Below are 14,140 nucleotides of genomic sequence, written 5' to 3'. Positions count from 1 at the left end.
AGGCCCGGCGCGACGACCACCTCGACACGAGATGTCCCGGGGCCGGCGGCCTGCTCGACGACGATCGCGACGGAGCTCCCGTGCTCGCCGAGCGGGTGCCGACGCGTGGTCAGGACCGCATGGCGGTCATGGGTGACGTCGATCCGGCCCGCAGCGCGGGGATCAGGCCACCGACCAGGCTCGCTGCCGCGCCTCCTCCCAGGGCCGCGAAGGGCAGCCAGGGCGACAGGATCAGGCTCCATCCCTGAACGGCGCTCCACGCAGTCGCGACGCTGAGGCCGAGTCCGACGCCCAGGATGCCCGCGACGAGCCCGGCGATCGCCGACTCCGCCAGGACGAGGAGCCCGATCCGGCGCCGGTTCCAGCCGATCGCGGACCGGAGGCCGAGCTCGCGGCGTCGCTGATACACCGACATCAGGAGGGTGTTGGCGACGGTGATCATGCCGATCAGGGCCATGAATCCCCCCAGCACTGCTGCGATCCGACGCAGGTCGGAGCCGACGCTGCTCATCAGGATCTCGCCGTCGGGCGGGGTCACATCCTCCAGCATCAGCTCCCGATACGGGTCCAGGCCGGGCACCATGTAGGCGCCGACGGCCTGCGCCGATCCGGGTCGCACGTGCGCGATGACCCGGACGTTCTCACCGGTTCCCTCCAGGGTGGACAGCGCCGTGGCCCGCGAGATCAGGACGCCGGAGGAGACGTACCCGAATCCACCGTCGTTGGCGACGATGCCGACGACCCTGAAGCGCACCCCCTTCACCACGACCTGGCCCTCGACCGTGCCGTCGCCACCGACCTCGATGCCCAGGTCGCGTGCGAGCGTCTCCCCCACCCATGCGGTCGCGGTCCGCGACGTGTCCGTCACGAGCTGGTCCGGGTCTCCGGCCACGAGTTCGGTCGCGGTCGCCCGCACGCCACCGCGGTCGGCGACGATGACCGGCCGACTGCTGCGGGACCTGCCGTCGACCCGGCTGACGATCTCCGCGGCGGACCAGATCGAGAACTCGCCGACGTCCGAGACCGGCTCCAACCGGTCCACGAGCGCGAGTCTGTCGGGCTCGAAGCCCGCCGCAGTCGGCGTCTGCGCTCGCACGACGACCCGGTCGGAGCGCTGCAGGTCGAACCGGCGGTCGATCTGCGCCTGCTGCGTGTCGGCGATCACGACCACGCCGACCACGCCGGCGACACCCAGCATGATCCCGGCGATCATGCCGACGGTGTGGCCCGGGCGCAGCAGCAGCGAGGCCGCACCGTCTCGGAGGACACGAACGAGCGCCCGCGCGGACGCCGGACCTCGCGACCCGACGGCCGACCGGCGCGCCTCTCTCACGAGCGCGCGCCCGTCGCCAGCCGGCCGTCGGTGATGGTGAAGACGGTGTCGGCTCGCTCAGCCGCTCGCGCATCGTGCGTCACGAAGACGACCGTTGCCCCCCGCTCCGTCGACCGCGCCAGCAGGTCGAGGACGACCCGCCCGGTCCCCTGGTCCAGGGCCGCCGTCGGCTCGTCGGCGATGATCAGCCTCGGCGCCTTCACCAACGCACGGGCGATCGCCACCCGATGACGCTCACCCCCTGACAGGTACGCGCTACGGCGCTCCGCGATGCCCGCCATCCCCACCCACTCCAGGGCAGCCCTGCTGCGGTCGACCCGATCTGCTCGCGACAGGGCGTCGTCGACGACGCCCAGCTCCACATTGGCCAGGGCGCTCCGCTCGTCGATCAGATGCGAGTGCTGGAAGACGAATCCGACCTCCCGAGCCCGGAAGTCCGCGAGTGCGGTGCGGGACCGCCCGGTCATCTCGACGCCCGCGAACCGGTAGACACCCTCGGTCGGCTCCTGCAGCGCGCCGATGATCGAGGCCAGCGTCGTCTTGCCGGCGCCCGACGGCCCGACGATCGCCACGACGGACCCCGCGTCGATGTCGAGGCTCAGCGGATGCAGGAGACGCGTCCTGATCGGCGTGGTCGCCTCCATGCCCACCCCGCGCAGCTCGACCAGCGGGACCGGTGCCTCATCGAGGAGGGGCGGCCGCGTCGGCGAGAGAGACGAGCTCAACCAGATCACCCGCCTCGAGCCCCTCGGCCCGCACCTCGACCAGCCTGCGCGCCTTCTCCCCGACCTCGCGAACGGGCACCCGACGCGGGACCCCGCCGTCGTGCACGATCACCAGACTCCGGCCGGTCTCGTCGGTCACGATCGCGCCGCCCGGCACCGCGACCAACCCTGGTCGCGAGCCCTCCTCGACCGCGATCGTCGGAGCCGGCAGGTCGGGAGCAGCGCGCGCCCGCCGGGCCTCGGTCGGTGTCGTCGCGGTCGCCAGGAGGACCGCCCAGAGCAGCAGCGAGGCCGCCACGGCGGCGATCACCACCACCGCGAACCTGTGCTCCCTCAGCCGCCCACCCGCACCGGCCTCGGCAGGGCGGCTACGGGACATAGCCGATCGCGACGATCTCCTTCGCGAACTGCACCAGCACCTCACGGTTGCGCTCGATCCACGCCGGCCGCTGCGCCTCCAGGAGCTTCTGCGTCAGACCGAAGTAGTCCGCACCGCAGTCGGCATACAGCACCGCCATCCGCTTCAGCCCCTTCTCGGTCATCGGGCCACCGAAATAGGCGGTGTTCACAGCACCGAGGAACGACGGCGCCGGCTCCTCGTCCGACACCTCCAGACCCGAGCCCTCCCGCAGGCACCGCGCCATCGGCACCTTCAGCGCCACCACCCGCTCGTCCTGCTCGACCGTGGCCACCACGTCCTCCCACGCGAAGGAGAGACCCGTCCACTTCTGCTCCGAGGGCACCTTGTCCAGGAGGTTCCCCTTGCTGTTCCCGCCGCAGTTGCGGCGTTCGCCTTTGGGATAGACCGCCGGCTCCACGAAGCCGCGCCGGCGGATCAGCTCCAGGTCCGGGAACCGACTCTGCTCGATCCGGTCCGAGGTCCGATCCAGCGGGGGCGGAGTGCCGCCACACGCGATCGTGACGAAGTCAGCCGTGAAGTTGCTGACCCGCATCGCCCGCCGCACACTGGGCCCGGGCGCCATGAAGGCCCCCGCGGCGACGTCCTCGAGGACCTGAGGATCGACCCTGGCCGGGCCCTTCTCCGGCGTGCCGTCCTCCTGCGGACCCGGGGGGCCCGGGTCGGCGCTGCACCCGACCCCCACCAGCAGCACCACCAGCAGCACGGCACCCGCGACCACCCGAAGCGGCGACAGGCCTTCGCGCGCCGCCCCGCCGGCCCCCCCGCGTCCACCCACGTGTCGCCCTCCATGCTGTCGGTCGTCGACATCGCCGAGCCCCGATGTCGAAGGTCATCACACCATCAGACCGGGTCAGGGGGATGTCAAGAGCCGGCGTCGTAGTCGTCAGGCCAGACCCAGCGCGACGGCCTCCTCCCACAGCTCCTCGCGGACGCTGGGGTGGGCGGCGTGCTCGATCAGCTGGCGGGCCTGCTCGCGCTGGTCGCGGCCGTACAGCTCGGCCACACCCTGCTCGGTCACGACCGCGGTCATCTGGAACGACGTCACCGGCTCGTCGACCAGCGGCACGATCGTCGAGCAGTCCGCCTTCGGGTGCCACGAGCGCATCGCGATGAACGCCTGCCCGCCCTCGCTGTGCATCGCGCCCACGAAGAAGTCGGTCTGACCACCGAAGCCGGAGTGGATCCGGGCGTCGATCCGCGAGGCGTTGGCCTGGCCGAAGAGGTCGACCTGGAGGGCGGTGTTCACGCTCACCATCCGCTGGTTCTGCGCGATCCGCGCCGGACTGTTGGTCACCTCGGTGCGGCGCATCTCGATCCGCTCGTTGCCGTCGGCCCAGTCGAGCAGCTCCGGGGAGCCGAACAGGAACGACGCCGTGATCGGCACGGTCCGATCCAGGGCGCCGACCTTCTCGAGGGCGAGGACGCTGTCGGAGAACATCTCGGTCCACACCCGCAGGCCGCTGCGGCTGGTGAGCCCGTGCAGCGTGGCATCCGGTACGGCGCCGATGCCGGCCTGCAGCGTCGATCCGTCGCTCACGCGGTCGGCGACGAGCGCGCCGATGCGAGCGGAGTCCTCGTCGATCGCGGCGACCGGGGCGCTCGGCAGCGGCGCGTCGGCCTCCACGAGGACGTCGACCAGGTCCAGGTCGAGCAGCGCGTCGCCGTACGTCCAGGGCATCCGGTCGTTCACCTGGGCGATCACGAGGCCGCCGCGGCGCTGGGCGGACTCGACGGCCGCGGGCAGCACGTTGACCTCGACGCCGAGCGACACCCTGCCGTCGCGGGGCCGGGTGGTGTGCAGGACGACCGCGTCCGGCGGGAGCGCGGTGCCGAAGAGCTTCGGCACCATCGAGAGCCGCGAGGGCAGGTAGGACAGCCGCGGGCTGCGCCGCTGGCCGGGCCCGACGAACGAGGTCTCGAGCGTCACCCCGTCGCGGTCCGGCAGGCCGGGCTGGCCGTTGAGCGTCCAGAGCCGGTACTCGTCGAGCGCGTCCTCCACCAGGCCCAGCGTGTGCCACGGGATCGCGTGGTTGCCGGTGACGACGACGCGGGGGTTCGGGGGCAGGGCCGCGAGCGCTGAAGCGAGGTCCACGCCCCGATTCCACCAGACCGGCGGTCAGCGGGTCACGGGCCGGAGGTCCCCCATCACGCTGACCTTCACCCTGCCGCCCTCCTCGATCGGCGTGCCCGGCGCGGGCTCGACGTCGAGCAGGGAGCCGCGCGGCAGGTCGGCGACGTCGCCGTTCGGGTCCGGCTCGACGGTCTCGACCTCGGCTTCGAGCCCGGCGGCCTCGATCGCCCTCGTGAGCGCGCGGGCGAATGGCGGCTCGGCGCCCCACGTCGGCGTCCAGCCACCGGCGCCGCCGATCGCGAGCGGGACCGTCGTGACGCCGTCCGGCAGCTCCCGCGCCGAGTCGCGGATCTCCGCGAAGTCGCCGTCGCCCTCGTCGGCGATGGTCACCGCGAAGATCGTCTCGCTGTCCGGCAGGGCGAACAGCCGCCGGCACACGCCCGGGAACCACTCCTCGCACGCGCCGTCGAGGTCGTCCGCGCGGTACCGGTCGTTGCCGTTGTCGAGGATCGCCAGCGACGACACCTCGCGCACGGTCCTCGGATCCACCGGGTCGGCGCAGTCGATCACGGCGCCGGAGTCGAAGTACACGGTGTCCTCGACCGGTGCCCCGCACTGCGTCTCGCCGGTCGTCCACCAGTCCGGTACGGCGACGACGGCGCCGCCGTACCCCACCCAGCGCATGCCCGCCGGCGGGTCCGCCCACCAGTTGCCGCCATCGCCGTCGTCCCCGGTGCAGGCGGTCAACGGGAGCAGCAGCGCGACGAGCCAGAGCCTCATGCCGACATGGAGTGCTCAGCGGCGCGCCGGCTCCCGATCGACGTTCCGTGACCGGTACGCCTGCCCGAGCACCTCAGCCGTGTCCATGCCGCGATCCCCGCCGCTAGGCCGATGATTGCAGGGCCACTAGGCCGAGTGATGCAGCATCGCCAAGCCGTGAGATGCAGATCCGCTCAAGCCGACACGAAGGTGCTCACCGGGCGGCTGGGTCCGCTCAGCTCCAGGCTCCCAGCTTCTCGGGGTTGCGGACGGCCCAGACGCTCTCGACCTTGCCGCCGCGGGTCGTGGCGAGCACGACGACGGCGAGGGGGCGGCCATCGCCGTCGGTGGCGAGCAGACCAGGCTCGCCGTTGACGAGCTCCTCGCGGACGGCGAGGTCGGGCTGTCGATCGAGTACGCCGGCGAAGAAGCGGGCGATCGCCTCCGGGCCGTGGAGCGGTTCGAGCGAGGCGGAGACGCGGCCACCGCCGTCGGTGATCGCCGTGGCCTCGGGGTCGAGCAGGTCGATCAGGGTCGCCAGGTCGCCGTTCTGCCACGCGGCCTTGAACGACCGCACGACCTCGGCGCGCTCGGCGGGCGCCACCGGTGTGCGCCGCTCCTGCCGCACCCGGCGGCGCGCGGAGGACGCGAGCTGGCGACAGGCCACCGGTGAGCGGCCGACAATCTCGGCGATCTCGGGGAAGGTGTAGCGGAGCACGTCGTGCAGGACGAACGAGACCCGTTCGGCGGGCGTCATGGACTCCAGCACGATCAGCAGTGCCATCGACACCGACTCGTCCAGGCTCACCCGATCCGCCGGGTCGTCGGGGCCACCGTTCCCCGCAAGGCTCTGCCACCTCCCGGGCGTCGGCACGGGCTCGGGCAGCCACTCGCCGACGTACCGCTCTCGTCGGGCGCGGGCGGAGCCGAGCATGTCGAGGCCGATCCGGGTCGCGGTCCGGATCAGCCAGGCACGTGGCGACGCGACCTCCTCCCGCTCGCGATCGGGCAAGCGGTACCAGCGGAGGTAGGTCTCCTGTACCGCGTCCTCGGCATCGGCGAACGAGCCCAGCAGCCGGTAGCTGACGCCGAGGACCACGCCGCGCTCCTGGATCGCGTCGACGCCGCGGCGACCCGCCCCGCCCTCGGGAGCGCTCCTCGTCATCGTGCCCCTCTGCGGTTGCGGTGGCGATGCGGCGACCGGCACGGGGCCGCCCATCCTCGCCAGGTAGACGAGACGGCGCCGCCGAGCGTGAGCCGGCAGGGGACCGACGTACGCCGGCGTCATCCTCTCAGCCCGCCGCACACTCCAGCGCGCTGTCTCGTCTACTCGGCGGGACGGCGACGCCGCCGTCCCACGGAAGCAGAGCCAACGAGGAGGCCGGAATGCCGCAGCCCGCCGTGTTCGTCAACGTCATCGACGTGGACCCGTCCAAGCAGCAGGAGGTGATCGACCTCCTCAAGGAGGGCACCGAGAGGGTCGTGTCGCGACGTCCCGGCTTCGTCTCGGTCACGCTCCTCGCCAGCGTCGACAAGAGCCGCGTGGTCAACCTCGCCCATTGGGAGAGCGCCGAGGACGTGCGAGCCACGCAGTCCGACCCCGCCGCCGCGGCGTACGCCGGCCGGGTCGCGGCCATCGCCGCGGCCGGGCCCGGTCTCTACACCGTCGTGGGCGAGTTCACCGCCTGACCGCTGGGGCAGGGACGTGCTCAGAAGCGCGCCGGCTCCCGATACTCTCCCCACTCGGCGCGCAGCGCGTCGCAGATCTCGCCGAGGGTGGCCTCGGCGCGGCAGGCGTCGAGCATGGGCTCGATCAGGTTCTCGTCGGTACGGGCGGCAGCGACCATCCGCTCCAACGCCGCCGTCACGGCGCCCTCGTCCCGGCCGGCGCGCCGCGCCTTGAGCATCGCCACCTGCTCGACCTCGACCTCGTGCGAGACGCGCAGGATCTCCAGGTCGTGGGAGACCGACTCCCCGTGGCAGTTCACGCCGACGATCCGCTTCGCGCCCTTCTCCAGAGCGACCTGGTACTGGAACGCCGCCTCGGCGATCTCGGACATGAACCAGCCCTCCTCGATGCCGCGCAGCAGGCCGCGGGTGACCAGCCGCTCGCCGCCCCGGACCGCCTCGGCGATCTTCCCGGGCTGGCCGGAGGTGAGCGTGGAGCCGCCCATCGCGAGGATCCTGTCGAAGATCGCGGTGGCCTCGGCCTCGAGCCGGTCGGTCAGCGCCTCGACGTACCAGGAGCCGCCGAGCGGGTCCGCGACGTTGACGACGCCGGTCTCCTCCATGATCACCTGCTGGGTGCGCAGCGCGATCTCGGCGGCCTGCTCCGAGGGGAGCGCGAGGGTCTCGTCGAGGGCGTTGGTGTGCAGCGAGTTGGTGCCGCCGAGGACCGCGGACAGCGCCTCGATGCCGGTGCGGACCACGTTGTTGTAGGGCTGCTGCGCGGTGAGCGAGACGCCCGCGGTCTGGGTGTGGAACCGCAGCCACTGCGCCCTCTCGGACGTCGCCCCGTAGACGTCGCGCATCCAGCGCGCCCAGATCCGGCGGGCGGCGCGGAACTTCGCGATCTCCTCGAAAAAGTCGACGTGCGCGTCGAAGAAGAAGGACAGGCCCGGCGCGAAGACGTCGACGTCGAGGCCCCGCGAGAGCCCCAGCTCGACGTACCCGAAGCCGTCGGCGAGCGTGAACGCGAGCTCCTGCGCGGCGGTCGAGCCGGCCTCGCGGATGTGGTAGCCGGAGACCGAGAGCGGCTTGTACGCCGGGATGTGCTCGGCGCAGTACTCCATCAGGTCGCCGATCAGCCTCAGGTGCGGCTCGGGCCCGAAGAGCCACTCCTTCTGGGCGATGTACTCCTTGAAGATGTCGGTCTGCAGCGTGCCGTCGAGCGTCGTGGTGTCGACACCGGCGCGCTCGGCGGCGACGAGCATCATGCAGAAGACGGGTACGGCGGGGCCGCTGATCGTCATCGACGTCGTGACGTCGCCGAGGTCGATGCCGTCGAAGAGGATCTCCATGTCGGCGGCCGAGTCGATCGCGACCCCGCAGTGGCCGACCTCGCCGAGCGACTTCGGGTCGTCGGAGTCGCGGCCCATCAGCGTGGGCATGTCGAAGGCGACGCTCAGGCCGCCGCCCCCGCGGCCCAGGATCATCCGGTAGCGCTCGTTGGTCTGCCGCGCGTTGCCGAAGCCGGCGAACTGCCGGATCGTCCAGGTCCGCCCGCGATAGCCGGTCGGGTAGAGCCCGCGCGTGAACGGGAACTCGCCGGGCCACTCGGACTCCGCGGTCCCGTAGGCCGGCTCGACCTCCAGCCCGCTCAGCGTGGTGAAGTCGGCCTCGCGGACCCGGGACTGCTCGTAGCGGGCCTGCCAGCGGGTGCGTGCACTCTCGGTCATGGCGAAATAGTAGGACGTCCTACTAAATTGCCCAAACCAGCGATCCCGGCGGTCGAGCTCGCCGAGACCCCCGGTGGTTGAGGAGGTTGCGCAGCAACCGTCTCGAAACCACCGCCGGTGGCGACCGCCCTACGTATCCCACCGGTTTCGTCGCGCCTGTCGCGTTCTCGGTCGGCCCCGGTCGTCTCAGAAGTCGCCGGCGGCCTTGCGGACCGGGGTGAGCAGCGCGGACAGCGACGCCAGGTCGGCGTCCGACAGCGCGCCGAGGGCGAAGTCGGCCTCGACCAGGTCCTGGGTCGCGAGTTCGACCAGCTCGCGCCCGGCGGGGGTGATCTCGGCGAGCACCGCGCGACCGTCCTCGGGGTGGGCCCGGCGTTCGATCAGGCCGGCCGCCTCGAGCCGGCGCACGATCGAGGTGACCGACGTGGGGTGCACCTGGAGCCGCTCCCCCATCTTCCCGAGCGGCAGGGACCCGCGAGAGGAGAAGACCAGCAGCACCAGCGCCTCGTAGCGAGCGAAGGTCAGGCCGTGCGGCTTGAGGATCGCGTCGAGGCGCCCGATCACCAGCTGCTGCACGCGCATCAGCGAGGTGACCGCGTGCATCGCCGGCACCCGGTCCCAGCGACTGCCCCACTGCCGCGCGGCTTCGTCGATCGGGTCGAACGGAAGGGTCACAGGTGGAGCCTAGGGCTCTCGTCGTCACAGGTTCACCATGGGACGCGGGCCAATCTGCACTTCCCATGGCGTGCCCACCGTGGGAAGTGCAGGTTCGACAACAGACCATGGTGAACCCGCGCACCACCACCGACCGAGCACCATCGCTCAGTCCGCCCAGGTGTCGAGCAGCGTGTCGGCGGCGGCGTACGGGTCGGTCTCCCCCGCCACCACGGTGGCCGCGAGGTCGTCCAGCTCGGAGCGGCCGTGCACGTCGCCCCAGCGGGCGCGCAGGGCGGTGACCGCGATCGCCTCGATCTCGTCGCGAGCGCGGCGGGTACGCCGCCGGCCGAGCTCGCCACTGGACTCCAGCCAGGCGCGGTGCCGGTCGAGCGCCTCGACGACCTCGGCGACCCCCTCCCCCTTCTGGGCGACGGTGAGCAGGATCGGCTGCTTCCAGGACCCCTCGGGCCGCTCGGCCAGTGCGAGCATCGAGCGCAGGTCGCGGCGGACCTGCTCGACGCCGTCGCGGTCGGCCTTGTTGACCACGTAGAGGTCGCCGATCTCGAGGATGCCGGCCTTGGCGGCCTGGATCCCGTCGCCCATGCCGGGCGCGAGCAGCACCATCGTGGTGTCGGCGAGGCCGGCGATCTCGACCTCGCTCTGCCCGACCCCGACGGTCTCGACGAGGATCACGTCGCACCCGGCCGCGTCGAGCACACGCAGCGCCTGCGGGGTCGTCCACGCGAGGCCGCCGAGGTGGCCCCGGGAGGCCATCGAGCGGATGTACACCTCGCGGTCCAGCGCGTGGTCCTGCATCCGCACCCGGTCGCCGAGCAGGGCGCCGCCGGAGAACGGCGACGACGGGTCCACCGCGAGTACGCCGACGCGCCTGCCCGCGCGGCGCAGCTCGGTGACCAGCGCGCTGGTCGAGGTGGACTTGCCGACGCCCGGTGAGCCGGTGACGCCGATGACCTGCGCGTTGCCGGTGTGCGGCGCCAGCGCGGCCATCACCTCCCGCAGCAGCGGGGACTGGTCCTCGACCAGCGAGATCAGCCGGGCGACCGCCCGGGCCTCCCCGGCGCGGGCGCGCTCGACGAGGCCCGCTACGTCCTGCTCAGCTCTTGGGGACACGCACGATCAGGGCGTCGCCCTGCCCACCGCCGCCGCACAGCGCCGCCGCACCGACGCCGCCGCCGCGGCGCTTGAGCTCGAGCGCCAGGTGCAGCACCACCCGCGTGCCGGACATGCCGACCGGGTGGCCGAGCGCGATCGCGCCGCCGTTGACGTTGACGATCGCGGGGTCGAGGCCGAGCGCCCGGGTCGACTCGATGCCGACCGCGGCGAACGCCTCGTTGAACTCCACCAGGTCGAGGTCGGCGGCGGCGATGCCCTCCTTGTCGAGGGCCCGCTGAGTCGCGTTGGCCGGCTGCAGCTGCAGCGAGGAGTCGGGACCGGCGACCATGCCGTGCGCGCCGACCTCGGCGAGCCACTCCAGGCCGAGCTCCTCGGCCTTGGCCCTGCTCATCACGACCACCGCGGCGGCGCCGTCGGAGATCTGCGAGGCCGAGCCCGCGGTGATGGTGCCCTCCTTCGCGAACGCCGGCGGCAGCTTGCCCAGCGACTCGGCGGTCGCGTCGCCGCGGACGCCCTCGTCGGCGGTGACGACGATCGGGTCGCCCTTGCGCTGCGGGATCGAGACCGGGACGACCTCGTCGTCGAAGACGCCGTTCTTCCAGGCCGCGGCCGCCTTCTGGTGCGACTCGGCCGCGAACTGATCCTGCTCCTCGCGGGTGAGCTTGATGCCCTCGGCGTTGACCTGCTCGGTCAGTCCACCCATGGCCTGCCGGGTGGCCTGGTCGTAGAGGGCGTCGTACGCCATCGAGTCCACGAGCGTCACGTCGCCGAACTTGAAGCCCTCGCGCGACTTCGGGAGGAAGTGCGGGGCGTTGGTCATCGACTCCATGCCGCCCGCGACCACGATCTCGACCTCGCCGGCGCGGATCAGCTGGTCGGCCATGGCGATCGAGTTGAGGCCGGAGAGGCAGACCTTGTTGATCGTGATCGACGGCATGCTCCACGGCAGGCCCGCGGCGATCCCGGCGGCGCGGGCCGGGTTCTGACCGGCGCCGGCCAGGATGACCTGGCCCATGATCAGGTAGTCGACCTGCTCCGGCCGCACCCCGGCCTTCTCCAGCGCGCCCTTGATGGCGACCCCGCCGAGCTCAGCCGCCGAGAGGGTCTTCAGCCCGCCGAGCAGCCGGCCGATCGGGGTGCGCGCCCCGGCGACGATGACGGACGGACCGGACATGGGTGCCTCCAGGAGTTCGTGGGTCGATCCCTGCCGACCCTACCCACGCTCCCTCCGACCGGCGAGGGTGGAACAGGTCACACCCGCTCGCGGCCTCCGTCCCGCCGTACGACGATGTGCGCCATGAGCTCCCCGAACGCCATGGACGACCCCAGTCACCTGTTCACCGCGATCGACCACGTCGGCATCGCGGTCCCCGACCTGGACGCCGCGATCGCGTTCTACGAGCAGACCTACGGGATGCGGCTGGCGCACCAGGAGGTCAACGAGGAGCAGGGCGTCCGCGAGGCGATGATGGTCGTGGGCGAGCCCGGACAGCCGCACAGCCACATCCAGCTGCTCGCCCCGCTGAGCGAGCGGTCCACGATCGCGAGGTTCCTCGACACCAAGGGGCCCGGCATCCAGCAGCTGGCCTACCGGGTCGACGACGTCGAGGCGGTCGGCGCGATCCTGCGCGAGCGCGGCCTGCGGCTGCTCTACGACGAGCCCCGGCGCGGCACGTCGGGCTCACGGGTCAACTTCATCCACCCCAAGGACGCCGGCGGCGTGCTGGTGGAGTTGGTCGAACCCGCGGCCGCGGGCCACTGACCAGGATGGGACCGATCGGAAGGCGGCCCGGTCAGGCGCGCGGCGCCGTACGACGTCGGTCCATCGCGGCGAGCGCCTGCCAGTGCCGGGCGGCGGCGAGGTCGGCGCTGGCGGCGTCGACGGACGCGTACGCCGCCACGAGCCGCGGTGCGGCCACGGACCGGTCCCGGAACGGTGCGAGCAGCCGCCGGGCGTCGTCGACCCGGGTGTGCGCACTGGCCAGCGCCGCCGCGGCCCGGCGCTCGCCGAGGCTCGGCCAGGGCGCCGGCACCACCGGCGCGGCCTCGCGTCCGGACTGGAGCAGCCGCTCGGTGTCGTTGCACCGGGCCACCCGCTTCGTCCAGCCCATCGAGCCGCCTCCTCTCCAGACCGCTGGTCCGAGTATGCGCCAGATCGGTCACACCAGGGTGTCGCGCTCCGTTACCCATGGGTAATGTCCCGCCGAGACCCGCCCTCTAGACCCTACCGACCACCTGGAGCCGACGTGCAACACATCCTCGACGCGATCCTGGCCGCCTCGGACGATCCGCGGAGCGCCTCCGCCGACGACTTCGCGAGCCTGGAGATCCCCGACCACTACCGCGCGGCGACCGTCCACAAGGACGAGGTCGACATGTTCGAGGGCGTGCCCACCAAGGAGAAGGACCCCCGCAAGTCGCTGCACGTCGAGGACGTCGCGCTGCCCGAGCTCGGCCCGGGCGAGGCGCTGGTCGCCGTCATGGCGAGCGCCATCAACTACAACACCGTGTGGACCTCGATCTTCGAGCCGGTCTCGACCTTCGGGTTCCTGGAGCGCTACGGCCGGCTCTCGCCGCTGACCAAGCGGCACGACCTGCCCTACCACGTGGTCGGGTCGGACCTGGCCGGCGTGGTGCTGCGCACCGGCCCCGGTGTCACCAGGTGGCAGCCCGGCACCGAGGTGGTCGCGCACTGCCTCTCGGTGGAGCTCGGGGACCCCGACGGTCACGACGACACGATGCTCGACCCGCAGCAGCGGATCTGGGGCTTCGAGACCAACTTCGGTGGCCTGGCCGACATCGCGCTGGTCAAGGCCAACCAGCTGATGCCCAAGCCCGCGCACCTGACCTGGGAGGAGGCCGCCTCCCCCGGCCTGGTCAACTGCACGGCGTACCGCCAGCTGGTGAGCAAGAACGGCGGCGCGATGAAGCAGGGCGACAACGTGCTGATCTGGGGCGCCTCCGGCGGCCTGGGCGGCTTCGCGACGCAGTACGCGCTCAACGGCGGGGCGACGCCGGTGTGCGTGGTCTCCAGCGAGGACAAGGCGGAGATCTGCCGCTCGATGGGCGCCGAGCTGGTCATCAACCGCTCCGAGGAGGGCTACCGGTTCTGGTCCGACGAGTCCACCCAGGACCCGAGGGAGTGGAAGCGCTTCGGCGCGCGGATCCGCGAGCTCACCGGCGGCGAGGACATCGACATCGTCTTCGAGCACCCGGGCCGGGAGACCTTCGGCGCGTCGGTGTACGTGACCCGCAAGGGCGGCACCATCACCACCTGCGCCTCCACCAGCGGCTACATGCACGAGTACGACAACCGCTACCTGTGGATGAACCTCAAGCGGATCATCTCCTCCCACTTCGCCAACTACCGCGAGTCGTGGGAGGCCAACCGCCTCATCGCCAAGGGCAGGATCCACCCCACCCTGTCCGGGACCTACCCGCTCACCGAGGTCGGCCAGGCCGCGCTCGACGTCCACCAGAACGCCCACCAGGGCAAGGTCGGTGTCCTCTGCCTGGCTCCCACCGACGGCCTCGGCGTCCGCGACCACGCGATGCGCGCGCAGCACCTCGACGCGATCAACCGCTTCCGCGGGGTCTGACTCCGCAAATTGTCCCCGGCGGTCTGGGCTCGGCTGGGTCGAT

15 protein-coding genes are annotated in these 14,140 nt (G+C 72.0%); 3 read left to right on the top strand and 12 right to left on the bottom strand.

The features are described from left to right. Positions 1–109: 109 nt before the first annotated feature. The 7 genes from ACYVKX_RS03100 to sigJ form a co-directional block, all read right to left on the bottom strand. Positions 110–1,333, bottom strand: coding sequence for an ABC transporter permease (locus ACYVKX_RS03100; protein ID WP_460829093.1), 1,224 nt, complete (start codon positions 1,331–1,333; stop codon positions 110–112). Beyond that, positions 1,330–2,058 (bottom strand): ABC transporter ATP-binding protein, encoded by a 729-nt coding sequence (locus tag ACYVKX_RS03095; protein ID WP_460829092.1) that lies wholly within the window; start codon positions 2,056–2,058, stop codon positions 1,330–1,332. Before ACYVKX_RS03095 ends, ACYVKX_RS03100 begins: the two co-directional genes overlap by 4 nt. Beyond that, the gene (locus ACYVKX_RS03090) at positions 2,015–2,371 is read right to left on the bottom strand and encodes a hypothetical protein (RefSeq protein WP_460829091.1); all 357 of its coding nucleotides are present in this window, start codon (positions 2,369–2,371) and stop codon (positions 2,015–2,017) included. Before ACYVKX_RS03090 ends, ACYVKX_RS03095 begins: the two co-directional genes overlap by 44 nt. Positions 2,372–2,426: 55 nt before the next feature. Beyond that, positions 2,427–3,182, bottom strand: a complete 756-nt coding sequence (locus ACYVKX_RS03085) for a hypothetical protein (RefSeq protein ID WP_460829089.1) — start codon at positions 3,180–3,182, stop codon at positions 2,427–2,429. 180 nt (positions 3,183–3,362) lie between these two features. Further along, complete coding sequence (locus ACYVKX_RS03080; protein ID WP_460829088.1) at positions 3,363–4,571, bottom strand: acetyl-CoA hydrolase/transferase family protein; 1,209 nt, start codon at positions 4,569–4,571, stop codon at positions 3,363–3,365. A gap of 24 nt (positions 4,572–4,595) precedes the next feature. Then, complete coding sequence (locus ACYVKX_RS03075; protein ID WP_460829086.1) at positions 4,596–5,330, bottom strand: PASTA domain-containing protein; 735 nt, start codon at positions 5,328–5,330, stop codon at positions 4,596–4,598. A 214-nt stretch (positions 5,331–5,544) separates the two neighbouring features. After that, the gene (gene sigJ, locus ACYVKX_RS03070) at positions 5,545–6,474 is read right to left on the bottom strand and encodes an RNA polymerase sigma factor SigJ (RefSeq protein WP_460829085.1); all 930 of its coding nucleotides are present in this window, start codon (positions 6,472–6,474) and stop codon (positions 5,545–5,547) included. 221 nt (positions 6,475–6,695) lie between these two features. Between sigJ and ACYVKX_RS03065 the strand changes: the two genes are divergently transcribed. Beyond that, on the top strand, positions 6,696–6,998 hold the full coding sequence (locus tag ACYVKX_RS03065) for an antibiotic biosynthesis monooxygenase family protein (RefSeq protein WP_460829084.1): 303 nt from the start codon (positions 6,696–6,698) through the stop codon (positions 6,996–6,998). A gap of 20 nt (positions 6,999–7,018) precedes the next feature. Here ACYVKX_RS03065 and ACYVKX_RS03060 read toward each other — a convergent pair whose 3' ends face one another. From ACYVKX_RS03060 to ACYVKX_RS03045, 4 genes are all read right to left on the bottom strand, one after another. Beyond that, positions 7,019–8,707, bottom strand: a complete 1,689-nt coding sequence (locus ACYVKX_RS03060) for an acyl-CoA mutase large subunit family protein (protein ID WP_460829083.1) — start codon at positions 8,705–8,707, stop codon at positions 7,019–7,021. A gap of 186 nt (positions 8,708–8,893) precedes the next feature. Continuing rightward, complete coding sequence (locus tag ACYVKX_RS03055) at positions 8,894–9,382, bottom strand: MarR family winged helix-turn-helix transcriptional regulator (protein ID WP_460829082.1); 489 nt, start codon at positions 9,380–9,382, stop codon at positions 8,894–8,896. Positions 9,383–9,529: 147 nt separating this feature from the next. After that, on the bottom strand, positions 9,530–10,495 hold the full coding sequence (meaB, locus tag ACYVKX_RS03050; RefSeq protein WP_460829081.1) for a methylmalonyl Co-A mutase-associated GTPase MeaB: 966 nt from the start codon (positions 10,493–10,495) through the stop codon (positions 9,530–9,532). Beyond that, positions 10,479–11,672 (bottom strand): acetyl-CoA C-acetyltransferase, encoded by a 1,194-nt coding sequence (locus ACYVKX_RS03045; protein WP_460829080.1) that lies wholly within the window; start codon positions 11,670–11,672, stop codon positions 10,479–10,481. The genes meaB and ACYVKX_RS03045 overlap by 17 nt, the downstream gene beginning before the upstream one ends. 123 nt (positions 11,673–11,795) lie before the next feature. On the opposite strand from ACYVKX_RS03045, the gene mce reads away from it, so the two are divergent. Beyond that, positions 11,796–12,260 carry a methylmalonyl-CoA epimerase gene (mce, locus tag ACYVKX_RS03040; protein ID WP_460829079.1) on the top strand — a complete coding sequence of 155 codons (465 nt, stop codon included), beginning with the start codon at positions 11,796–11,798 and terminating at the stop codon, positions 12,258–12,260. 31 nt (positions 12,261–12,291) lie between these two features. Here mce and ACYVKX_RS03035 read toward each other — a convergent pair whose 3' ends face one another. Continuing rightward, positions 12,292–12,609: a hypothetical protein gene (locus ACYVKX_RS03035; RefSeq protein ID WP_460829078.1), complete on the bottom strand. Its 318-nt coding sequence runs from the start codon at positions 12,607–12,609 to the stop codon at positions 12,292–12,294. 135 nt (positions 12,610–12,744) lie between these two features. On the opposite strand from ACYVKX_RS03035, the gene ccrA reads away from it, so the two are divergent. Then, positions 12,745–14,097: a crotonyl-CoA carboxylase/reductase gene (gene ccrA, locus ACYVKX_RS03030; RefSeq protein WP_460829077.1), complete on the top strand. Its 1,353-nt coding sequence runs from the start codon at positions 12,745–12,747 to the stop codon at positions 14,095–14,097. Positions 14,098–14,140 lie beyond the last annotated feature (43 nt).

This window comes from Nocardioides hungaricus, assembly GCF_054782915.1.
This window is presented reverse-complemented; position numbering and strand designations above follow the sequence as displayed.